This is a genomic window from Gimesia algae (assembly GCF_007746795.1).
GTDB classification, from domain to species: Bacteria; Planctomycetota; Planctomycetia; order Planctomycetales; family Planctomycetaceae; genus Gimesia; species Gimesia algae.
Map to the genome: position 1 here is coordinate 6617571 of NZ_CP036343.1, position 23473 is coordinate 6641043.

A 23473-nucleotide genomic window follows, 5' to 3' on the forward strand; every position below is an offset into this window, starting at 1 on the left:
CTGCTGAAACGGCATACATTAGCCTTAAAGATACGATGCATTCTGTGTTAAGATCCCTTCTTCTCTGAAATGATCTTTCACTGAGGGCTTAACCAACTGACCTTATGTTCCGTGTGTTTTAATGACTGGATTTCAGCAATACACACGCCTGCAAAAAAGATAAATCTCCATGGCAAACCCGGATCCGAACCGAAAAGATCTTCCCCCCCCTCCCGAGCGCGCTCCCAAAGGTGATGGCAAACGTCCCGAACCCAAAGGTCCGAAGAGCAACGCGATCTGGTATCTAGTTGTGGGTGGTTTGATCCTGGTCATCACACTCTCAGTCATCTCTAACAATAAACGGGGAGAGAAACTCAAGTTTGGGGATTTTGTCAAAGGTCTGGAAGATGGCAAATATAATAAAACCAACGTCCACGAGCTGAAGTTTGGAACGGATTACATCGTATTCCAGGATCAACCCAAACAGGAAGGGGCTGATAAAGGGACTCTGGCTGACACCACCAAAAATTACTATATCCCGGTCTGGGGAATTGCATCGGAGAAACGCGCTCAATTGCAATCCAAACTGGAAAGCAAAGATATTGTCGTTGATTCCGAAAGCCGGCCTTCCGAATGGGAATCGCTGATCGCGGTCCTGTTCTTTCCGATCGTGCTGTTGATTTTTGTAATCTACCTCTTCCGTCGCATGGGTGGCGCCGGTTCCCCGATGTCATTCGGTCGCAGTCGCGGACGTATGTATGCCCAGGAAGATATCGAAGTCACATTCAATGATGTCGCCGGCATTGATGAAGCCGTCGAGGAACTCCGTGAAGTCGTCGAATTCCTGAGAACCCCTGCAAAATACCAGGCACTGGGTGGTCGCATTCCCAAAGGTGTGCTGTTAGTCGGGCCTCCCGGAACTGGGAAAACGATGCTCGCCAAAGCAGTTGCCGGCGAAGCGGGTGTGCCCTTTTATGGACTCTCCGGTTCTGATTTCGTCGAAATGTTTGTCGGTGTAGGAGCCGCCCGTGTCAGGGATATGTTCCAGCAGGCAGCACAACGCTCACCGGCGATTATTTTCATTGACGAACTCGATGCACTCGGCAAGACGCGAGGTAGCGGAATGCCCGGCGGTCATGATGAACGGGAACAGACCCTCAACGCCCTGCTGGTCGAGATGGATGGTTTTGGCTCTGATCAAAGTGTGATCGTCATGGGTGCAACAAACCGTCCGGAAACCCTCGATCCTGCCTTGATGCGTCCGGGTCGCTTTGACAGACACGTGCTGGTTGACCGTCCTGATGTACGGGGCCGGGAAGCAATTCTCAAGGTCCACAGCGCCAAAATCAAAATGGATGACTCCGTCAACCTGCAGCATATTGCAAAAATCACCCCCGGTTTTGTTGGTGCCGATCTGGCAAACCTGATCAACGAGGCCGCCCTGCTCGCAGCGCGAAATAATAAAAACGCAGTGACCATGCACGAATGCGAAGAAGGCGTCGAACGCGTCGTTGCTGGGCTCGAAAAATCGACGCGTCTGATCCATGAAGACGAAAAGAGCCGCGTCGCCTATCACGAATGTGGCCACGCTCTGGTTGCCTGCTCTCTTCCTAATGTCGACCCGGTTCATAAAATTTCCATCGTTCCCCGTGGACTGGGTGCCCTCGGCTATACCCTGCAGCGACCCGAAGAAGAAAAACAACTGGTCACTCAGAGTGAACTGGAAAACCGCATCTGCGTCCTGCTGGGAGGCATCGCCGCTGAAGAAATCGTATATCAGGAAACCTCAACTGGCGCCCAGAACGACCTGCAGCGTGCGACCGACCTCGCCCGTCGCATGGTCACCGAGTTCGGCATGAGTCCCAAACTGGGGCGTGTCCACTACAGCGAAACCAGACGGTCTCCCTTCCTCGGCGATTCGCAAGCCGGTGTCGAGAGCGTGCATAGCGAAAACACGTTACGCGAAATCGATCTGGAGATCAGGCGTATCATCGATCAATGCTCTAAGATTGCCTACGAAGTCCTCGACGAACGACGCGAACTACTGGAGCATATGACGAGGGATCTGCTGGAAGTCGAAGTCATGGATATGGAACAACTCCAGGCCATTCTCAAAGAACATCAGCGCGGTCCGCAGATCAAACCGGGCACCTATAAAGGGAATGCCCACGAAGGAAAAAGCGGCGAGCAGAAACCGGACGAAAAGACTTCAGAGAAAGATCAGGCAGCCGACGGAACCGGAGCATGAACACACTCCAAAGTATCTGCGTCTTTTGTGGCTCAAAGTCAGGGAACGATGAGCAGTACCAGAGGTCCGCTCTCAAACTAGGACACCTGATGGCGGAGCGCAAGATTTCACTGGTTTACGGCGGTGGCAGCGTTGGCTTGATGGGAATGATCGCCGATGCCGTGCTGGATGCCGGCGGTGAGGTGATCGGTGTCATTCCGCAACAGCTGGCAAAAAAAGAGTTGATCCATCCTGGCGTGGAGCAGATGCACATTGTGGATAATATGCACACTCGTAAAGCCCTGATGTCCGAATTGTGTGATGCATTTATTGCGATGCCAGGCGGGTTCGGCACACTCGAAGAACTTTTCGAAGTCGTCTCCTGGGTACAACTTGGCATTTATAGAAAACCAATCGGACTGCTGAATATATCCGGTTTTTATGACCCGCTGCTGAATTTAGTCGACCACTGCATTGAAACAGAATTTATCAAACCCAAATACCGCGATCTGATCATCGCCGATCCAACACCAGCTATCCTGGTGGATCATTTGACCCATCACCAGTTGCCTGTCATTGAAAAGATTCTGGACCTCAATGAAACTTGATTCGCAGAGATCTGTAAGCTGTGAATCACTTTGCCTGACCGACTGCAATCGCCGTGGCTGTGGCAAATTCGCGGCTGTGGGAGATCGTAATCAGAATCTCACTGATACCCATCTCGCCAGCGTGGCGCTCGACACCCCCGGAAATGACGATTGTCGGTTTACCACTCTGTAGATTAACCACTTCGATCTCTTTCCAGCCGATACCTTTGATAAAGCCGGTCCCCAGTGTCTTCATGACCGCTTCTTTGGCAGCCCAGCGCCCCGCATAATGCTGCTCTTTATTCTTTTTAGAGCCACAATACGTGTTTTCGTTTTCTGTAAAAACGCGACTCAGAAACGTATCGCCATGACGTTCGATCATCTGACCAATGCGCGAAATTTCAACGATGTCTGTCCCCAGTCCTACGATCACTGATATTTACCTTGCTTCTGGTCACTTGTATAATAATTAAAAATTAAATCTTTTCCTGAATTCTGAAACAGATTTACCTCAGGCAGGGTAACTAAGCATAGAGCTGTCATGATGCAAATCGTAAATCTGCTCTATGAATACTGGACGAAACGACGTCAATTCACGCTACTGTCAATTCCCGTTTGGGTTAGATGATAGTCACAGTTTTCGAAATTCCAGTTGCGCCCATCATTAAATATGAGTTGAGAGGGGAGTTCAAGGTCGAATGCGATGCTTCTATTATCTAATCACAGGAATGCTGGCCGGCTGTCTGTTCATTGCAACAGCTTCAGCCGAACCCAAAGATACTCTACTCAACAAACAGGTTAAGAACTTTACACTGCAGGATTTTCGTGGAAAATCCGTTCAACTGGACGATCAGCGGGAGCAGAAACTGGTTGTCATCGCTTTCCTGGGAACTGAATGTCCTCTGGCAAAGCTGTATGGTGGACGTCTGCAGAAACTGGCTGACGAGTTTACCAGCCAGGGAGTCGCCTTTTATGCCATCATGTCAAATCAACAGGATTCCCTCACCGAAATCGCCGCTTATGCACGAAAACATGAGATCAATTTTCCCGTGCTGAAAGATGCCGGAAATCATATCGCCGATCAGATTGGTGCCAAACGTACTCCGGAAATCTTCGTCCTCAATCAGGATCGCAAGATCTGCTACCACGGTCGCGTTGATGATCAGTATGGAGTGGGCTATCTCCGCGATGAACCCCAACGGGAAGATCTCAAAATCGCATTGACGGAACTGCTAGCCGACAAAACGGTCAGCCAGCCTTCGACGAAACCAGTGGGCTGTTTTATCGGCCGCATCCGCGAACCCGATCCCGACAGCAAAGTGACTTACTCCAACCAGATATCCCGTCTGTTTCAGAAACATTGTGTCGAATGTCATCGTGAAGGGGAAATTGCCCCGTTCGCGTTAAATGAATATGAAGAAGTGGCTGGCTGGGCTGAAACCATCGCAGAAGTCGTCCGCGATCAGCGTATGCCTCCCTGGCACGCAGATCCCAAACATGGAAAATTCGCCAATGATCGCAGCTTAGGTAAAGCAGAAAAAGAACTCATCTATACCTGGGTCGAAAACGGGGCTCCCCAAGGCGATCCCCAGGATTTGCCTAAACAGCAATCTTACGTCACCGGCTGGAAGCTGCCTCAAAAACCGGATGCTGTATTTTACATGGATGACAAGCCATTTAATGTTCCCGCGCAGGCTGGGAAACGAGGTGTCAAATATCAGTATTTCACAGTAGACCCCGGATTCACAGAGGACAAATGGCTGAAAGGGGCAGAAGCACTGCCAGGCAACCGGGCCGTCGTCCATCATATCCTGGTCTTTGCACGTCCCCCGCAGGGAAAACGGGTTCGTGTGTTTGGCGAAGGAGATCAGTTCCTGGTCGGTTATGTGCCTGGATCCCGCGAAGTCATGCTGCCGGAAGGCATGGCGAAAAAAGTACCCGCGGGTTCCAAACTGGTATTTCAGTTGCATTACACACCCATCGGTGTCGAACAGCAGGACCGCAGCAAAGTCGGCCTGGTATTTACAGATGAATCCAAGGTGACACACCAGGTGGTAACAGCTCAAGTGATTAACGAAGATTTCGTTCGTCGTCGCTTCTCGATTGATGCCAATAATGATAACTTCAAAATCGAAGCCACTTCCCCCCCCAGCGATCGCGATGGCGTGATCCTGAGCTTTATGCCACACATGCATCTGCGGGGAAAAGCGTTCCGCTACGAACTTCGCAAAACACCCGATCAACCAGGCGAAACTCTGATCAATGTTCCGGCTTTCGATTTCAACTGGCAGACTGCTTACAGTGTTGAAAAACCGATTCCTATTAAGAACGGGGAATACATTCACTGTGTCGCGCACTACAACAATTCCGACAGTAATTTATCCAATCCAGATCCGAACAAAGATGTTTCCTGGGGCGATCAGACATGGAATGAAATGATGATCGGATACTTCAATGTGGCCATTCCCAAGGAGACAGCAGAAGCCGAAAACCAGTTCAAAACGATCGCCTTTAAACTGGTCAGGCGGCGCGACAAAAATTCTAACGGCAAACTTGAACGCGATGAAGTGCCGCTCCGCGAACTCCCCCTGTTCTTCCAGGCGGACCAGGATAAAGATTCTATCGTCACCGTCGATGAACTGGCTGCCATGATCGAAAAAACACGAGGAAAGAAAACCGAGTGATTGTGATCACTCGGTCAACTGAAATCAGTCCTTCTTCTTGAGAGTAATCCTCTTTTCTGAAACAGAAAAAGCTCAAACTCTACCGTTTCGACGACGGTTTTTTCTTCTTGCCTTGTCCCTGCTTCTTCTTTTGCTTTCCGCTCCGTTTAGGATCACGAGGGGCATTTAGTGCATTTTTACTGGGGAATGATTTTGCCAGCCGCTGTTTGACTTCCACATACTGGGGATCATCGGCCAGGTTTTTCCATTCCATGGGATCCTTTTCGTGATCATAGAGCTCTTCACTGCCATCCTGATAGCGAATCAGACGATACCGGTTATCTCGTAACGCGTGATTCAAGCGACCATGTGTTGTCAATGCCGGGCGCTCCCAGATGATATCGGGGTCCCTTAACAGGGGAACCATGCTGACCCCATCCAGGTATCCGCCAATCGGTAACTCACACAAATCACAGAGCGTCGGATAGATATTCATAAAGTCCACTGCCTGGCCACAGCGTAAACCAGGCTTTGTCACGCCGGGAACAACCATCATCAAAGGAGCCCGTGTCGCCTCCTCCCACAGCGAGAACTTCCGCCAGTGATGTTTCTCACCCAGATGCCAGCCATGATCTCCCCATAAAACCACGATCGTATTCTTAGCATACTGGCTGGCGTCGAGGGCATCCAGAACGCGACCGACCTGGACATCCGCGAAAGTAATGCTGGCCAGGTAAGCCTGCACGGAATAACGCCAGTTTTCCGTTTTCAGAATTTTCGCGTGATCGCCGGTCGGCTTCGCCATTCGGATTCCAGCAGGAGGAACATCATTCAGATCATCATCCGGCACTTCAGGTAGTTGAATTTTATCCAGGGGATACATGTCATAATATTTGCGAGGCACCTGCCAGGGCATATGCGGACGATAAATACCACAAGCCAGGAAGAAAGGTTTGTCATGCTTTTTACCCAGATAATCGATGGCATAATTCGCCATTTTGTAATCGCTCATCTCCCTGTCATCTACATCCAGCACGCCCCAGATAATCGTTCCCGCGCGGCTGTGCGGATCATTCAAGACTGCGGAAACCGGTTGGGGATCTCCTGTCTGCTTTAAATAATCATCCCACGAATTCAGATCGTTATAGCCGCCATGAAAGATTTTGCCGGAGCCAACCGCCTCATAGCCATTGTTTCGAAAATGTTGAGGCAGCGTGACAGCGTCAGGCATGACGGGACGCCAGGGTTGAGGGTTCAAATACACGCCCGAACTGGAAGGTCGAATCCCTGTCATCAACGCTGCCCGTGATGGGTTGCAGGCGGGAGCCGCACAGTGGGCGTTGGTAAACAACACACCACGCGATGCCAGGCGATCGATGTTTGGTGTCTTACAGTCCGGATGCCCTCCGAGACAGCTGATCCAGTCATTCAGATCATCAACGGCTATAAACAGTACATTCGGCTGTTTCGCTTCCGCTGCAGCAACGTCATGTCCCCAGGAAAACGCCGCACATATCAGAAACAGTATTCCCAAAATCGAGTGGCTCATTTCATTCCCCTGTAAACATGTCGGACTTTGATAAATCAGAACAGACGATTATACCCGTTTAAAGCAGCCACGCGATAAGCTTCTGCCATCGTAGGGTAATTGAATGTCGTATTGATGAAATACAATAATGTATTCGCATCTCCGGGCTGAGACATGATGGCCTGACCAATGTGAATAATTTCTGATGCATTCGGACCGAAACAATGAATCCCCAGAATTTCCAGCGTCTCCCGATGAAACAGAAGCTTCAACATTCCGATTGGACGGTTCATAATCTGTGCACGTGCCAAATGCTTAAACATGGAATGACCGACTTCATATGGGATTTTTGCTTCGGTCAGTTCTCGTTCGGTTTTTCCCAGCGAACTGATTTCCGGACTGGTATAAATCCCCGTCGGGATGTCGCGAATTAATGCCCGTTCGCATTCTCCATTGTCCAGATGGCTGGCGGCATAGCGTCCCTGTACATAGGCGGCACTGGCCAGTGAAGGATATCCGATGATATCACCCACGGCATAGATGTGTGGTTGTGTTGTCTGGAAATCATCATTGACTTCAATCTGTCCACGTGAATCAGGAGTAATCTCCACCGTTTCCAGTCCCAGACTTTCCGAATTCCCCGCCCGACCGGCAGCAAACAGGAAAATATCTGTTTTCAGCTTCTTTCCTGACTGCAGTGAAAGTATTACCCCATCATCAGTCCCCTGGATCGATTCGTAATGCTCACAGTGCCTTAACAGTACACCACTCTCACGCATGTGATAGCTAAGCGCATCGCTGATTTCATCATCCAGAAAGTCCAGGAGAGAACTGCGGGTATTGACCAGGTTGACCTTCATACCCATCGTGCGCAGCATGGAAGCATATTCACAACCAATCACACCGGCTCCATAGACGCTGATCGAACGCGGCGTGAAATTCAAATCGAGAATCGTATCACTGCAGAAGATACGGGGATGGCTGAAGTCAACATCGTCAGGCCGATACGGCCGGGAGCCTGTCGCGATAATTGCATAATCAAAGGTGATCTCTTCGGTCAGACCGCTGGGAGTATCAATATGAATTCGATGCGGATCCAGAAAACGTGCATGTCCTTCGACCAGTTCTACCCCGTTCCGTTCGTAAAATGTACGTCGCATGCCCACCTGTTTCTGAATCACAGAAGCCGCCGTCTTCCGCAGATCAGGAAACTCAAGATCCAGCACCATTCCCAGACGGCCCATCTGCCGCATGTAATTATTGATCTCTGACATCTGCAGAATTGAATAACGCAGTGCTTTACTGGGTATGGTACCCTTATGTGTGCAGTTACCGCCGATTTCGTAAAATTTCTCAATCGAAATCACCGACTTGCCCTGTTTGATGGCCTGCATCGCAGCCCCTTCACCCCCGGGTCCGGTACCGATTATTGCCACATCATAGTGTGCATCTGGCATCCCTGAATATTCCTTGCATCTTTACGCGTTGTTACTACTGAAACGAGCGACCTGCCTGCAGTAGAGTTCGTTGACCTGCTGATCTCCGATTGAGAACGATTACGTTTACCTTACCACCAATCCGGCTCTGCAAACAAGTCTTTAACCGGCATCACAAATTCCGGCAGCACATCTTTGCCTGTCAGCTTTCCCTGCACACCGATGACTTCACTCCCTTTTACAGGCTGATATTCCAGGACTTCCCGGGAATCGGGGTCAATCACCCAGATCAGATCAATTCCCCAGCTGACATAATCCTCGACATGACCTGTCATAGACTTTCGTCGAGGATTGGTAGAAGCAATTTCGATCACTGCGTCGGGTTTCCGTTCTGATACTGTTTTATCCGTCTCTTCAAATCGTTTGCCGCTGTTAAACAGACTGACTGCGGGAAACCGGACCGTATCCGGGTTCCGCCTGACCAATAGTCCTAAATCGAAGCAGGCATATCCCTGGTTGACCTTGTGCAGGTAGACTGACAGCACCTTGGAAATGTTAAGCACGATCGTTCCGTGCTCAATATCGGGCGGGTCCAGATTAATGATTTTTCCCTGGTTTAATTCCGTCCAGCGACCGGCATCCGGTAATTCCAGCCTGATATCCAGAAACTCGTCTGCCGTATATTTTGCTGAATCATCCATACCATGTTCCCATCAAACAATATCGATATTATGAGTGAAAACTCTAGAGCGTATCACATTTAACCATAGCGATTCACAATCTATTAAACTCGGTCCAAATGCCACTGGAGACGCTACTGTAAAACTGAACAAAGTCTAAGAATGGATTCCTACGGGCTCCTTTAATTTTTGATAGCAACATCATAGCATACATCAGTTGCTCCCGTCACTCTTTTCAGAAGTTCCATTTCGTAATCCTGATTGAATCACCGTCATGAAAATACGTTCGTACCTGCCTGCAGACCTGGAAACCCTGAAATCCATCACTGTCGAAGCCTTTCAGGGTGTTTCGATTGATGAAGGAATTGAACGCGAATACGGCCTGGTCAATGGCCACGACTGGAAATGGCGGAAAGGAGGACATGTGGAAGCAGATGCCCGTCGAGAGCCTGAGGGCATCTTCATTGCTGAAGTGGACGGCAAAATTGCGGGTTATATTTCGACGTGGCATGACCCGGAAGCGGGTATCGGATATATTCCCAATATGGCAGTTGCATCTGAGTACCGCGGACAGGGGATGGGGCGAAAACTGCTTGAACACGCACTACAGCATTTCCGGAATCTCAATCTGACTCTGGCAAAAATCGAAACGCTCGAACAGAATGAGGTCGGCAACCACCTTTATAATTCGCTCGGGTTCCGGGAGATTGTGAAACAGGTTCACTTCGTTGCACCACTGACCGAAACCCCAGACAACACATAGGAGATGAACAGACCGCAACAGCGGTTGGAAGTGTCATTTTCCTCAGTAAATACAAAAGGCATTTTTTATGCGACGTATTACGGTAATTGGTTCTCGAGGACAACTGGGACATGATCTGATGGATTCTCTGACTGCTGCCGGCCATCAGATTACAGGTCTGACGCATCAACAGATTTCCATTGAAGATCCTGATAGTATTGCAGGCGCTTTGAGACAAACTCCACCTGACCTGATCATCAATACTGCCGCCTATAACAAAGTCGATCTGGCGGAACAAGAACCTGAAGTCGCGTATGCTGTCAATGCACTAGGGCCACGTCATCTCGCCCGCTACTGTTCTGAAAAAAATATCTGTTTGATGCATATCAGCTCTGACTTCGTCTATGGTCTCGATACATCGCGGCAGATTCCTTTTCAGGAGCATGAAGCGCCCGGCCCTGTCAGCGCCTATGGTCTCAGTAAACTGGCCGGTGAATATTTCGTCCGTGCCCTCTGCCCGCAGCATTATGTCATTCGTACCTGTGGTCTCTATGGAGTCGCCGGGAAAACAGGAAATGGCAACTTTGTGGAAACCATGCTCCGCCTCGGCAAAGAACGGGACGAGCTGTCCATCATTAATGATCAGCACTGCACTCCCACCGCCACGAAGGATCTGGCTTCAGCATTGACTCGTTTGATTGGAACGGATCAGTTTGGACTATTTCACGCTACCTGTCAGGGCCAGACCACCTGGTATGAATTTGCCTGTACGATATTCGAACTGACAGGCATCTCAGTGAAAACACACCCGATCACAACCCAAGAGTATAAAGCACCAGCTGACCGACCCCGCTTCAGTGTTCTGGACTGTTCCCGACTCACTGCTACAATCGGGGATGCGATACCCGACTGGAAATCGTCGCTCAGGCGCTATCTGGAATCACAGGGAGAAATCTGCCCTAAGTGAAATGTTCAAAATAGCTTAGACGATTCTAAACCGGGTGGTAAGAGTGACACAATTATCGATTTTCGCTGTGATCGCAGCTTGATAACAGCTGGTTTCCCGCTTTCAGACTTCTGAACGCTGAAACTATTGCAGCTGGGTTTTTGGTTTGATACACTCCCTGTCCGCTGTGTTGTCAATTTACCGAAGTCTCTGCATATTCAAGGCTTCAAACGTTGACTTTCGACACGAAAAACAGCATAAAGAGTGCTGCCTGCCACCATTGAGTGGCAGTCGAAGCATTCAGGAGAGATGGCAGAGAGGCCGAATGCGCCGGTTTGCTAAACCGGTGAGCCGTGCAAACGGTTCCACGGGTTCGAATCCCGTTCTCTCCGTTTTTGAAAATTCAGCCGCTGGAGACTCTTCCTGTCAGAGCTTCCAGCGGCTTTTTTGACGCGCTTTTGCCAACCCGATGAGCAGGGGCTGCCGTATGCTTGCACTCCCCCTCGGCCGTTCCTGTACGATTCTCTTCTCGTTTCACTGCTTGAACATTTCTTGCTATGAATCCCCGATGCAGGGAGATCCCCGTACTCATTTTCTAGCGAATACTCACCGTTGCTATAGGACCTCTTTCCCGAACAATTGAAATAACCGCTATTCGTTTACTGTTGAGGGAATTGCTGTTTATTAGTTGTGTTTGTTGTCGAAATCACCAATACATAAAATGATGTGTTATCCAGCAATACATACCATAGATGCAGCAAACCTCTGTAATTATTTCAATATTAGTGGTGTTTCGTTAGCTGCATGGATTCAATCTCACTGAAACCCACTTGAGATAGATATTACTTTTCAATGCACACTGTTTCCCGGATCAGACAGGTTCTATCGGCGCGTTTTGCTCAGACTGCTGTCTTCAGCTTTATTCTGATGATGGTGGGAGCAGGACTCTGCTACTATTCCACATCGAACTTGAAGCAGTTGGAAAATTCCCGATTTGACCAGATCCATACAGCAGGGGCACAACAACTCCTGCTGCACCGCATGCTCAAGGATGCGATCCTGCTGGCAAAAAACTCTGATTATCAATCAAGCTATACTCAACTTGACGCAGATCTGGAAAGATTCACTCAACAACAGCAGTTTCTGTTGAACTCCTCGTTACCTGAACAGCCTTCGACGAAACTTCTGAAACTTCAGATTTCTCCTTTGACTTCGCAGATGTCCAGGTACATTTTACTGATCCTGTCAGGGAAACGGCCCGCTGCTGCGATGCTTAGTTTAGTGCTGGCAGAAGAAAAACGTCTGATGCCCGCTCTGGAACAGTATCAGAACGAATTGAAATCAGAGCATCAGTTCCTGTCCCGTCGTGATCAGAAACGGCAGGCGATGATTCTCAGTCTGATCTGGCTCTGTATGGGATCACTGATTCTGCTCGTCTGGTGGTATACTCAAAAAACCACGCAAAATATGCATCCAGCGTTATGCGGAACCGTTTCTTCTGATCTCCAGGCTGAACTCGAATCCAGCGCTGAAAGTGAATTACTACTGTCCAAAGTTGGCGAAGTTGGCAAAATTGGAGGCTGGCATCTGAACCTGAAAACACAGGAACTTTTCTGGACTGCAGAAACCTTCGCAATTCATGAAGTTGAACCTGATTTTAAGCCGACTCTCGAAAATGCGATTGATTTTTATGCGCCCGACGCACTTCCCCAGATCAAGAAAGCCGTTAAACTCGCGATCAAAACCGGTCAACCCTGGGATTTGAAACTCCCCTTTATCACAGCCAAGGGACGACATATCTGGGTTCGCGCCAAGGGAGAAATGGAATACCAGAATAACAGACCCGCCCGACTGGTAGGCGCCTTTCAGGATATCACCAGAGAGAAGCAACTTGAGGCCGAATTTACTCTACTGCAGGATGATCAATTCACAACGCGGGCAAAATTAGAAAGCGTGATCCGCGCTGCAACAGAAATCTCTATCATTGCCACTGATCCCGAGGGGTTAATCACGCTGTTCAGTCCTGGTGCTGAACGATTACTGGGATATACTGCCGATGAAATGATTGGAATAAACACGCTTCAGCACTTCCACATTGCTTCCGAACTCAAGCAACGAAGTCAGGAATTAACAGAGAGCCTCGGACAAAAAGTAGATGGGTTTGAGGTCTTTTTCAAACCTGCCAGATGTGGGACCTGCGACAAACACGAATGGACTTATGTTCGAAAAGATGGTACGGAACGGACCGTAGAGCTGACTGTCACCGTCATCCGGGGAAAACAAAATCAGATCGACGGATACCTGGGAATTGGCATTGATGTCACCCAGAAGAAGATACAGGAACAGCAGCTCTTCGAAAGCCATGAAAAAATCAAACACCTGATCGACGCGCTTCCAGCCGCGGCTTATACCTGTGACAATACAGGATTAATCACCTATTACAACCAGGCTGCTGCTGATTTCTGGGGACGGGAACCAGAACTCAACAGCCCAGCAGATCGCTTCTGTGGATCTTTCCAGATGTTCGATTCCGATGGGACTCCTGTCGCTCATGAAGATCGCTGGATGGCTGTTGCATTACAGAATCGTGAAGTCTATCACTGTAAAGAAATCGTTATTGAATGCGATGATGGCAACCGTAAAACGGCGCTGGCACATGTCAGTCCCATCAGGAACTCTGATGGGGACGTGATTGGAGCAGTCAATGTGGTTGTTGACATTTCGGATCGGATTACTCTCGAAAATTCCTTAAGAGAAACGACGGCTCGCCTGGAAACATGTCTCAAAATTCTCGACCAGCATGCGATTGTTGCCGAGACCGAACTCAACGGCGTAATCCGTCATGTAAATGACATGTTCTGTAAAGTCAGTGGCTTTGAACGGGAGGAAACAATCGGCCAGACCCACCGGATCGTGAATTCCGGGTTTCACCCAAAAGAATTCTGGCAAAACGTTTTCAAAACCATTGCGACTGACGGTATGTGGCAGGGCGAGATCTGCAACCGACGTAAAAGTGGAGAGCTTTACTGGCTGGATACCACGATTGCTTCCATGCAGGATGGTGATGGAAAAGCCACCGGGTATCTTGCCATTCGGAATGATATCACCGAACTCAGACTGGCGCAGGAAGCCGCCCTGGCTGCTTCGCATAGCAAAAGTGAATTTCTCGCTAATATGAGCCATGAAATTCGTACGCCGTTGACTGCGATTCTCGGTTATGCAGATCTCCTCAAGAATGATCCCGAGTTTGCCAGTTCAGCAGGCAGAAGAGAACAGGCTGTCAAAACGATTCAGGAAGCTGGGAATCATCTGTTGACGGTGATCAACGACATCCTGGACCTTTCCAAAATTGAAGCTGGGAAAGTAGAAATAGAAAAAAAAACCACTCAACTCTTCAACATCCTCGACCATATAGAAAGTCTGCTAAGACCACCGGCGATTGAAAAAGGAGTAGAGCTGATCACCCGAATCGAAACGCCTCTCCCGGATTTAATCGAAACTGATGCGACGCGACTGAGGCAGATCCTCATGAATCTGGTCGGCAATGCAGTCAAATTCACAGACCAGGGGCACATTCAGATCAATGTAAAAATTCTGGAACAGAACGAATCCAAACTTCTGCAATTCGATATTGAAGACTCCGGACCGGGGATGTCAGCCAGGCAGGCCGCCAAAATGTTTATGGCCTTTTCACAGGCAGACACTTCAGTGACACGTCAACATGGCGGAACCGGACTGGGACTGGTAATCTCCCGCAAACTCGCACGGCTCATGAGAGGCGACGTTACTCTGGCCTGGACGGAACCGGGGAAAGGGACCTGTTTCCGTCTGACACTTCCCCTGCATGCTCTGCCCGAAACCCGATACACCACAAGCCGCTTGCAGGATGGTCATGAGCATGCAGACAAAAAATCTCTCGCTGCCACTGTTAAACTTCCTGCTCACACACGCATTCTGCTGGCAGAAGATGGACCGGACAACCAACGACTGATTACTTTCCTGTTGCAAAAAATGGGAGCAGATGTCGATGTCGCCGACAACGGCGTCATTGCCTGCCAGAAATTCCTGGAAGCAGAAACGGCAAACGAGTCTTACGATTTACTGTTGACAGATATGCAGATGCCGGAAATGGATGGTTATACACTTTCCCGAAAACTCCGGGAATCCGGCGTTACAATCCCCATCATTGCCTTAACCGCACATGCCATGTCCGATGATCGTCAAAAATGTCTGGATGCAGGCTGTGATGATTACCTCAGCAAACCTATCAACAGTAAAATTCTGGGCCAGACCATTCTGCACTGGTTGATACTCAAAGCAGAGAAGAAAATCGAACCCCCCTCTCCTTCGTAGTGCCGTCCATTCAGATCAGCTGTCATCATGCCGGATGTGCTCCCGGCTGACCGGCTTCCACAACAAAAGCTGCCCGCTGGCTGACTTTTCCCCCAGGACGCGTCACATCATCCACAACCATATACTCGGTCGTCCATTTCTCTGGCGTCAAGGTACATCGTACATAACCACGTTCGGAATTCTGGAACTGGATACAGGGGTTGTTCGACAGGATCTCGGCATGACCTTTTCGCTTCTCAGCACCGTTCCCACCACTGCTGATTGATGTGCCCACGAATTCCGTCGCGATCACCGGAGTTTCCATCTGACGATCATCGACTCGTAAATTATTCACCCAGTTTGAATGAATATCTCCCGTCAATACAACCGGGTTGGGAATTTGACGATCTGCCAGGAACTGCACCAGCCCCATCCGTTCATAAGTACAACCGGGCCATTGATCCATCGAATAGGCAACCGGACCTTCTTTCTGTGGAAAACCGACCATTCCCATCATCACCTGCTGTGCCAGAACATTCCAGATCCCATCTGATGATATCAGGCCCGATTGCAGCCAGTGCCGCTGGCGACTTCCCAGCAACGTATTTTTCCGCATCAACGCCGCATCATTAATCGGAGATTTCTTGTCTCCGTTCGGCTGATCTGTACGGTACTGACGCGTATCCAGCACAAAGAAATCGGCCAGACGACCAAATGCAGCCTGTCTGTAAAGCTGCATATGCGGTCCCTGCGGAAGAGAACCCGCTCTGAGCGGCATCATTTCATAATACGCCTGATAGGCATTAGCCCGACGCAACAGAAATTCCACAGGATCGACTTGTGATTCTTCAGAAATATCGTTGGCACAGTTATTATCAAATTCATGATCGTCCCATGTCACAATCCATGGGCATTTCGCATGCATACCATGTAGAAGTGGATCAGAACGATACTGGGAATGTCTGGTGCGATAGTGCTCCAACGTTTCGATCTCTGGTCCGAAATGGGCACGTACCGTGTTTTTTTTCCGGTTCTCTTTTTCGTAAATATAGTCTCCCAGATGAAATACCAGATCCACATCGTCCTGGGCCATCTGCTCATAAGCGGTAAACAGACCTGACTCATAATGCTGGCAGGAAGCGAAGGCGAACTTCAACTGATCGGGCAATTCGGATTCGAGTGGCATGGTTCGTGTTCGACCCACCGGACTTTTCGCATCCCCGGCTTGAAAGCGATACCAGTACCATCGGTCTGGTTTCAGCCCCTTAACTTCCACGTGCAGTGTATGACCCAGCTGTGGAGTCGCCTGGGCTGTTCCTGAAGCAACGAGTTTCGTGAATCTTTCGTTATCGGCAACTTCCCATGTGACTGCAACCGCTTGAGGCCCCATGCCTCCATGGGGCGCCAATGGTTCTGGCGCCAGTCGCGTCCACAATACCACGCTGCTGGAATCAGGATCGCCAGATGCCACTCCCAGACTGAAAGGATCTTTCTGAAACACGGGAGAAGGGTCGGCCCAACTGGCACGCCCCATCAATGGAATCGCAGAAAGAGCCGCCCCATAAGACAGAAATAATCGACGGCTGACACCATTTTCCGATCTGACTGCATCCTGGAGACGTTTGTAATCGAACATATTTGAAACTACCTGTATTGAGGGAAGGAATGGCGAGGAATGAAATCAATCATGATCTACGAACTATCAGAAATGGCGGGACGATACTTCACTGATCAATTTATTCTAAAAGCTGTCTGGACGGCAGACAACAAAGATCCAGATCAAAACTGACCGCTTTACGGGCATTTAACCTGAACTTAACGATCAGAGTTGATCAGCTTAAGATCTCCTGAATCACATGGCCATGCACATCAGTCAGTCGATGATCCCTGCCCCCTTGACGGAATGTGAGACTCTCATGATCAATTCCCAGTTGATCCAGAATCGTCGCATGAATGTCATGGATCGTCAGCGGATGTTCAACGACGCTATTACCGAATTCATCGGTCTCGCCGAAGGTCATCCCCCCTTTCAGTCCACCTCCCGCCATAAACAGGCTGTAGCCGTTCACGTGATGATCACGTCCGCAGGTCGAAGTAACTTTGGGAGTATGTGGGGTGCGACCCATTTCTCCCGCCCAGACCACCAGTGTTTCATCCAAGAGTCCCCGACGTTTTAAATCTAAAATTAATGCCGCGACTGACTGTTCGGTAATCCGCGCATTCTTTTCATGGTTCCGTTTGAGTAAACCATGCTGGTCCCAGGGCGAATTGTTACTGTCAAAACTGGGACAGGTAATTTCGACAAATCGAACACCGGCTTCTACCAGCCGCCGTGCCCGCAGTGCCTGGGTTGCATAATAGTGCTGATGCTCATCTTTGGAATTAACTCCATACTCGCGTTGAATATGAAGTGGTTCTCGCGAAATATCTGCGACTTCCGGAACCAGAGTCTGCATCCGGAATGCGGTTTCATAATTTGCAATGGCACTCTCAATCGGAGACGCCTCTGAAGCCTGTGCCGCAAAAGTAAGATCCTGTTCTGCCAGCAAGGCCAGCTTGCGTTTCTGTAACGGTAATGAATCTGCCGGTTGAATATTATCAACGGGACTGCCTTTTGCGCGCACCAGCGTCGCCTGATGAGTGGCTGGCAGAAATGAACTCCCAAAATTTTCCAGCCCCCCATTAGGGACCCAGTCATTGTTCAGCACAACATAAGCAGGCAGATTTTTATTTTCTGTTCCCAGCCCATAGGAAACCCAGGCTCCCATGCTTGGGGCCTGCCCGATGATCCGCCCGGTATGCAATAACAGGTTCTGCTGACCATGTAGCGGCAGTTCCCCCACCATCGAACGTACGACACACAATTCATCAGCGATCGATGCCAGGTGCGGAAACAGATCACTGACCCATAGTCCGCTCTCTCCCCGCTGTCGAAATTCCCAGGGGCTTCCCAGCCAGACGCGACTGGCATTCGACTGCGATCGTTTAGAAACCGCCTCTTTCCCGATGGCTTTCCCTTCATGTGTCTTCAGCGCTGGCTTGGGGTCAAAAGTATCGACATGGCTCGGCCCACCATCCATAAAACAGAAGATCACGTTTTTCACCTGAGCAGCAAACTGGGGAAGTGCGCTCTTTGACGCTGCCTGAACTTGCTTTCCCAGTAAACCCGCTAATGCCAGCCAGCCGAAACCCGCGCTGGTATTTTGCAAAAAACGACGCCGGTTCATCACAGGGAGATGTCCCGGACAGCAAAGGGAATTATTTTGTCGCCCCATGGTTTTCACCTGTAATAAATGAATTCTTTTGTATTAAACAGGGTATGCGAAATCTGTTGCCAGACACGCGGGTCAGCGAGCAGGAACTGTTCGTCTTCGCTTCCGCCCAGTTCTGCTACGAGTTCAGACCAGCGACGTAATTCCTGTTGATCCGGCTCACGTCCATAGGCTTTCCTGAACATCAACCTGATCCGCTGTTTGACAGAATCGGCTGGCTGTTTGAGCAAGAGTGTTGACCACTCCTCCGCCTGCGCCATCACGAAGGGATCATTCATCAGAATCAATGCCTGGTTCGGCACATTGGTGACATCCCGTTTTCCGGTTGGCAGTTTTAAGTCAGGCAAATTGAATCCCACCAGAAACCGGGGTGGATCCATAATCGACATTCTTAAATAAATCGAACGCCGTCCTTCCCCATCCAACGGACCGCTGAACAGCCGCTTGGCCGCATCTTCTTTTGAACGAGGCGCATCAATCGGACGACCATACATCCGACGCTCCAGTCGTCCCGAGACAGCCAGTAGAGAATCACGAATCGCTTCTGCCTCCAGTCGCCTGGTAGGATAATGCTGCCACAGGCGATTATCCGGATCCCTGTTACGCGCTGCCTCAGTCACCTTCCCCGATTGACGAAAGGCCCGCGTCATCACCAGCCTGCGAATCAGGCGTTTTGTCGACCAGCCATCTGCAATAAATTCTCGCGCCAGAAAATCCAGAAGTTCCGGATGGCTGGGTTTTGCTCCCAGATGTCCAAAATCGTTCGGGGTTCGCACCAGACCGGTTCCATAAATCCATTGCCACACCCGATTCACATAGACCCGCGCTGTCAACGGATGATCCGGGCTGACCAGAAATTCGGCCAACTCTTGTCTGCCGCTTCCCGTACTTTGATGAACCGCATGCCGCCCTGCAAACACTTCCAGAAAGTCAGGCTCGATCAGCGCTCCGAGTTCGTCGACATTCCCACGGATATTCAAGGGATATTTCGCAGAGATCATTCCACGTTCATCCATACTGTTCGCGGTATGAGCAAACGCGATCTGATGTTCCACATTTCGATAGCCTGACAACAACTTTGCCAGCCGTGATCCTGCTTCTGGCTTGTTATTGAACAACTTCTTTTCCAGCAACCAGTTGATCAGTTCGACGTCAGCGGTAGTCGCCTGATCGTCCACCCAACGCTGGACTGCGGAAGACAGCCAGTCTCCGATTCGATCGCAGGCTTCCTCTCGATTCGCGGGACCAGTCATTCCATATAGAGGCGCAAAGCGAGCCAGTTCATCCGCCGGTGTTCCAGTTGAGTCATGCGAGACAATTCCCGTCACACTGAACCAGCTGCGTTTCTCAAAACCCAAATCATCCGCTGGCAGCAGTTTGCCTCCCGCGCGGGTTTTTCCCGTTCGGGGCGGGAAATCCGGATTCAGATCGCTGGTAGAAATCTCGAACATCAGTCGCTGTATTCCATTCATCAGCGGACGATCAGCAAAAGTCTGCCATTGAGGCTGCTCCCGGTCAAAGAATATTACATTCTCTGTCTGAAACGCATTATCGGGTACTCGAAGAAAGCCGCTCCATTCGCCGCCTGCCAGATTCAGACTGATTATTTTCCCTGGAATATCCCGTTCTGAGGGAGGCCTGATCGCGCCAGGCAATTTTGAAGACAGAGCATGCGTATGGTAGCCACGCGGCAAAATACGCGCGACGATTTGCTGCCCCTCCAGAGAAATTAGAGGCACACCATTTTCGACATAACCATGCCGTATTCCGTCTCCTTCTGTCTGCCAGCCCTCTGGAAAACCAGGCTTCTCAAAGCGTGTGAGATACTGAAAGCGTTTCTGATTTTCCCGTTGATGTGTCTCGCTGGCGGTTTGCCATTCCTCCACCAAGACATGCCACAACTTTTGCAGTTCCGCGGGCTGCGAACTACTCAGCAGACGGTGTGCGGGGTAAGCAATCTCACCCGGCTTCAATTTTTCTGTTTTTTTCGAATGGTCTGTATTCAGCTTCAAAACTTCTCGCCACACGGTAGAACGCGGGCTGTCCGATTTCTCAGTGTTAGCCAGGCGAAGCTCAGTTCTAAATTGATTTGCCTGCGCAATCCAGACGAGCTTCAGTTCCTGATGAATCTGATGTCGCAACTGCTTGAGATTTTTAATTGCTGCATCATGCTTACCGGGCGCATCAATCACGCGGGACGTCCAGCGGGGTGTCATGAAGACAGCAGCGAGCGCATAATAATCCCGCTGTGAAATCGCATCCAGCTTGTGGTCGTGGCATCGCGCACAGGCCACCGTGCTGGCCAGAAATGCTTTCGAAAAGGCATCGATCTTGTTATTGATCATCTCCTGGTGAATTCCATTGAAATCCACACTGTCGCCATGCCGATGTTCTCCCATGTGATAAAACATCGGCCCAATCAGGCTTTCCTGAAACACGCTGTTTTCATCAATGCGAGGCTGCTGTAGCAGATCACCCGCAATCTGCTCTCGTACCAGCTGATCGAAGCCCACATCCTGATTGAAGGCACGAATCAGATAATCGCGATACTCCCATGATCCTTTCGCTGGATTGTCCCATTCATAGCCGTAGGTATCGGTGTACCGTACCACATCCATCCAATGCCGGGCAAATCTCTCCCCAAAATGAGGAGAACTCAGCAGATGATCGACGAGTCTCTCATAAGCAGTATCCGGATTCTGTTTTGAATCTGCTGTGAACTGCTTAACCAGAAGCGGAGTGGGAGGTAGCCCGGTCAGGACAAAAGACAGACGGCGAACCAGAATATCGGACTGTGCAGCTGGCGCGGGTTGCAGCTGCAACTTTCTCATCTTATCCAGCAGAAAGCGATCGATGGGTTGAGACGACCATTCATTCTTTGTTAAATCGGGAGGATTTACATCCTGCAGAGGTTGCAGGCTCCACCACTTGCGTCGCTTTTCGAAAATCGTTTTCCATGAAAGTGACGCCGCCTCTGCCACCGTAGGTGCCTGATCGCGCGAGTCAGGTGCTCCCAGTTCCACCCACTTGACGAAATCCGCGATGACCTCATCCGACAATTTCTTACCCGGAGGCATCTCAAAAGATTCATACCTCAACGCTTCCAGCAGCAGACTCTCATCAACTTTGTGGGGTACGACAGCAGCGCCAGTTTCTCCGCCAGAACGAATCGCAGCGCGGCTATCAACCCGTAACCCCCCTTTGACAACGGAGGTAGCTGCAGAATGGCATTCGTAACAATGCTCAATCAGTACCGGACGGATTTTTGACTCAAAGAGTTCCAGGCCAGGATTCTGTTTCTCTGCAGCTGCCCCTTCGCTTATGAAGAACATCAGCGACGCCGTGCAAACAGCAAGGATACCCAGCAGATTACAGCGACAGGCCGGAAGCATCTGATCTCTCCGGAAGGAAAATTAACGGGCTGTTTATCTGAAATAAAATCTCAGCACAGTCATATCAATGAATATTTATCAATCATTATCGTATGTAATCACTGACGGAAACTCAACAAGAGAAACAGCTTTCGTATGAGAACTCCCTATTTCTCAGCCTGGGTCTTCAGCCCCTGGTCCAGTTCCAGTACCTTACCGATGATCCGCTCTTCCACATCCGGCTTATAAGGGCGGCTCGCTTCATAGCCTCCTTCCAGCAGAACCCGCTTGCTGGGAATGTATCCTGAATACACATTCGAATAACCGGCGACCCAAATGGCAGGACCTTCCGACTCAAACAGTTCCTGCTTGAGCCGCAGAGAATAATCGACGACAACTTCAGTCCCCAAAGCCACCAGCGTCAGGTCGTTACCAAACTGAATTACCTGTACCGGGTAGTCCCAGGGAGCGCGTTTCTTCTCAGGTAGATATTCCAGTTCGACCGTTCCATAAGCAGATTTCAGCGGGCCGTGTAATATACGCTGATGCAGCGGAGTCCGCTGATTCACTTCCAGAGCAGCTTCAATCGAAGTCGCCAGTGATCGGCCATGCTTCTGAGCATAATGCAGTTCGCTGCGGGGATACGGATTCTGATCACCGCCACATCCCATCATAAACAGTGCCGTCACACCGGGATGATCTTTTTCGAAATACTCCTGCGCAAACCCGGCATAGTCTCCCAGCCAATTGCGAAAGCCCATCGTCGTATTGTGACAGGCATAACCGAACATTACTGCTTTCAGTTCTCCGTTAGCGTCATCCACTCTTAATACAGGGACCTGGTGATCCACACGCCCGTCAGGATTGGGATGATTCCGATATCCAGTCACCGTCGGAGTGCGACGGTTCATCGCGACTGAACACCGCGCAGCCGACCAGCTCAGTTGCGCCGGCTGCATTTTCTCCAGCGCTGCGCCGATTGTTTTCACGAGTGTGGGGACAAGAATGTCATAATATTCTTTCGCATCCTCACGACCATAGGCGGGGCCACAATGCGTATGGGAAGCATTCATCAGCAAAGCCTGCGGAGGCAAGTGATATTGTTCCTGAACCTGACTGGTAACATCCGCCCGCAACTGTTCAATCACGCCAATCAGATCGAGAGTCAGAAAGACAGCCCGGTTCCCTGCTGAATCTTCCACAGCCAATGCTTTGGCATACAGATCCTGCTCGGTCCCTTCCGCGGGTTCCTTACGCCCCGCATAGCCTGCCATTCGTAACGGTTTTTTCGGAGTAATCTTGGCGGAAGCAGCCCCCGCCTTCCATTCGGTCGGTTCCGCTTTGGCAGGTTCCGCTGCCAGCAAAGCCATACAGTGGCTGAAAACAAAAGCAAGACTGAGAACAATGCGATGCATGAGGAGAGCTTTCCGGATTTCAGGTGAGCAGGACTGCGAATTCAGATGGCTCTGATCGCGGTAAGAGGTAACACCATGATGCTAACCCGTTGAAACCGGAGTATCAAGAATATTTGTGCGATTTGAGAGAGCCCTGTTATTCATTTTAAAAAGTAAGAATGATTTTCCCCTCGATTAAATACCTCGATCATCTCCCCAAAAACCGATTTATGGCTACTTTAATCATACCGTTTCGCGCGTTATCATTTCGTGTACTGTATTCTTTTGAATTCCCCCAATCGTCAGGTTTAGTTGT

14 protein-coding genes and 1 tRNA gene are annotated in these 23473 nt (G+C 50.0%); 7 read left to right on the plus strand and 8 right to left on the minus strand.

All coding sequences use genetic code 11. The features are described from left to right. The first annotated feature begins 169 nt into the window (after window positions 1-169). Window positions 170-2227 (plus strand): ATP-dependent zinc metalloprotease FtsH, encoded by a 2058-nt coding sequence (gene ftsH / locus Pan161_RS24875; protein ID WP_145231432.1) that lies wholly within the window; start codon window positions 170-172, stop codon window positions 2225-2227. Further along, window positions 2224-2814 (plus strand): LOG family protein, encoded by a 591-nt coding sequence (locus Pan161_RS24880; protein WP_145231433.1) that lies wholly within the window; start codon window positions 2224-2226, stop codon window positions 2812-2814. Before ftsH ends, Pan161_RS24880 begins: the two co-directional genes overlap by 4 nt. Window positions 2815-2839: 25 nt before the next feature. Here the strand turns inward: Pan161_RS24880 and acpS are convergent, their stop codons facing one another. Next, the gene (gene acpS, locus Pan161_RS24885) at window positions 2840-3226 is read right to left on the minus strand and encodes a holo-ACP synthase (RefSeq protein ID WP_145231434.1); all 387 of its coding nucleotides are present in this window, start codon (window positions 3224-3226) and stop codon (window positions 2840-2842) included. Between the two features lie 265 nt (window positions 3227-3491). Between acpS and Pan161_RS24890 the strand changes: the two genes are divergently transcribed. Beyond that, on the plus strand, window positions 3492-5477 hold the full coding sequence (locus Pan161_RS24890) for a redoxin domain-containing protein (RefSeq protein WP_232103476.1): 1986 nt from the start codon (window positions 3492-3494) through the stop codon (window positions 5475-5477). A 79-nt stretch (window positions 5478-5556) separates the two neighbouring features. Here the strand turns inward: Pan161_RS24890 and Pan161_RS24895 are convergent, their stop codons facing one another. The 3 genes from Pan161_RS24895 to Pan161_RS24905 all read right to left on the minus strand — a co-directional run bounded on the left by Pan161_RS24895 (window position 5557) and on the right by Pan161_RS24905 (window position 9121). Then, entirely contained in the window at window positions 5557-7005 is a 1449-nt protein-coding gene (locus Pan161_RS24895; RefSeq protein ID WP_232103477.1) for a sulfatase, read from the minus strand. A gap of 35 nt (window positions 7006-7040) precedes the next feature. Next, the gene (gene sthA, locus Pan161_RS24900) at window positions 7041-8441 is read right to left on the minus strand and encodes a Si-specific NAD(P)(+) transhydrogenase (protein ID WP_145231435.1); all 1401 of its coding nucleotides are present in this window, start codon (window positions 8439-8441) and stop codon (window positions 7041-7043) included. Between the two features lie 110 nt (window positions 8442-8551). Further along, window positions 8552-9121: a Uma2 family endonuclease gene (locus Pan161_RS24905; protein ID WP_145231436.1), complete on the minus strand. Its 570-nt coding sequence runs from the start codon at window positions 9119-9121 to the stop codon at window positions 8552-8554. A 253-nt stretch (window positions 9122-9374) separates the two neighbouring features. Here Pan161_RS24905 and Pan161_RS24910 point away from each other — a divergent pair, with 253 nt between their 5' ends. The 4 genes from Pan161_RS24910 to Pan161_RS24925 all read left to right on the plus strand — a co-directional run bounded on the left by Pan161_RS24910 (window position 9375) and on the right by Pan161_RS24925 (window position 15141). Further along, window positions 9375-9863, plus strand: coding sequence for a GNAT family N-acetyltransferase (locus Pan161_RS24910; RefSeq protein ID WP_145231437.1), 489 nt, complete (start codon window positions 9375-9377; stop codon window positions 9861-9863). Between the two features lie 67 nt (window positions 9864-9930). Beyond that, window positions 9931-10809, plus strand: a complete 879-nt coding sequence (rfbD, locus tag Pan161_RS24915) for a dTDP-4-dehydrorhamnose reductase (protein ID WP_145231438.1) — start codon at window positions 9931-9933, stop codon at window positions 10807-10809. 282 nt (window positions 10810-11091) lie between these two features. Beyond that, window positions 11092-11180: transfer RNA gene (locus Pan161_RS24920), tRNA-Ser, on the plus strand. 460 nt (window positions 11181-11640) lie between these two features. Beyond that, window positions 11641-15141, plus strand: coding sequence for a PAS domain-containing hybrid sensor histidine kinase/response regulator (locus Pan161_RS24925; RefSeq protein WP_145231439.1), 3501 nt, complete (start codon window positions 11641-11643; stop codon window positions 15139-15141). Window positions 15142-15166: 25 nt separating this feature from the next. Here the strand turns inward: Pan161_RS24925 and Pan161_RS24930 are convergent, their stop codons facing one another. From Pan161_RS24930 to Pan161_RS24945, 4 genes are all read right to left on the minus strand, one after another. Beyond that, window positions 15167-16756: an alkaline phosphatase D family protein gene (locus Pan161_RS24930; RefSeq protein ID WP_145231440.1), complete on the minus strand. Its 1590-nt coding sequence runs from the start codon at window positions 16754-16756 to the stop codon at window positions 15167-15169. Window positions 16757-16952: 196 nt separating this feature from the next. Then, complete coding sequence (locus Pan161_RS24935; RefSeq protein WP_232103479.1) at window positions 16953-18395, minus strand: DUF1501 domain-containing protein; 1443 nt, start codon at window positions 18393-18395, stop codon at window positions 16953-16955. A gap of 5 nt (window positions 18396-18400) precedes the next feature. Next, window positions 18401-21784, minus strand: coding sequence for a PSD1 and planctomycete cytochrome C domain-containing protein (locus Pan161_RS24940; RefSeq protein WP_145231441.1), 3384 nt, complete (start codon window positions 21782-21784; stop codon window positions 18401-18403). A 146-nt stretch (window positions 21785-21930) separates the two neighbouring features. Then, window positions 21931-23178, minus strand: coding sequence for a neutral/alkaline non-lysosomal ceramidase N-terminal domain-containing protein (locus Pan161_RS24945; RefSeq protein ID WP_197995506.1), 1248 nt, complete (start codon window positions 23176-23178; stop codon window positions 21931-21933). Window positions 23179-23473: the final 295 nt, after the last annotated feature.

What these genes read in the sequence shown, in the direction of transcription:
- sthA (WP_145231435.1), bottom strand. Translation starts at nt 8,441, where the DNA reads ATGCCAGATGCACACTATGATGTGGCAATAATCGGTACCGGACCCGGG.
- Pan161_RS24925 (WP_145231439.1), top strand. Translation starts at nt 11,641, where the DNA reads ATGCACACTGTTTCCCGGATCAGACAGGTTCTATCGGCGCGTTTTGCT.
- rfbD (WP_145231438.1), top strand. Translation starts at nt 9,931, where the DNA reads ATGCGACGTATTACGGTAATTGGTTCTCGAGGACAACTGGGACATGAT.
- Pan161_RS24880 (WP_145231433.1), top strand. Translation starts at nt 2,224, where the DNA reads ATGAACACACTCCAAAGTATCTGCGTCTTTTGTGGCTCAAAGTCAGGG.
- Pan161_RS24935 (WP_232103479.1), bottom strand. Translation starts at nt 18,395, where the DNA reads ATGGGGCGACAAAATAATTCCCTTTGCTGTCCGGGACATCTCCCTGTG.
- Pan161_RS24940 (WP_145231441.1), bottom strand. Translation starts at nt 21,784, where the DNA reads ATGCTTCCGGCCTGTCGCTGTAATCTGCTGGGTATCCTTGCTGTTTGC.
- ftsH (WP_145231432.1), top strand. Translation starts at nt 170, where the DNA reads ATGGCAAACCCGGATCCGAACCGAAAAGATCTTCCCCCCCCTCCCGAG.
- Pan161_RS24890 (WP_232103476.1), top strand. Translation starts at nt 3,492, where the DNA reads ATGCGATGCTTCTATTATCTAATCACAGGAATGCTGGCCGGCTGTCTG.
- Pan161_RS24895 (WP_232103477.1), bottom strand. Translation starts at nt 7,005, where the DNA reads ATGAGCCACTCGATTTTGGGAATACTGTTTCTGATATGTGCGGCGTTT.
- Pan161_RS24910 (WP_145231437.1), top strand. Translation starts at nt 9,375, where the DNA reads ATGAAAATACGTTCGTACCTGCCTGCAGACCTGGAAACCCTGAAATCC.
- Pan161_RS24905 (WP_145231436.1), bottom strand. Translation starts at nt 9,121, where the DNA reads ATGGATGATTCAGCAAAATATACGGCAGACGAGTTTCTGGATATCAGG.
- Pan161_RS24945 (WP_197995506.1), bottom strand. Translation starts at nt 23,178, where the DNA reads ATGCATCGCATTGTTCTCAGTCTTGCTTTTGTTTTCAGCCACTGTATG.
- Pan161_RS24930 (WP_145231440.1), bottom strand. Translation starts at nt 16,756, where the DNA reads ATGTTCGATTACAAACGTCTCCAGGATGCAGTCAGATCGGAAAATGGT.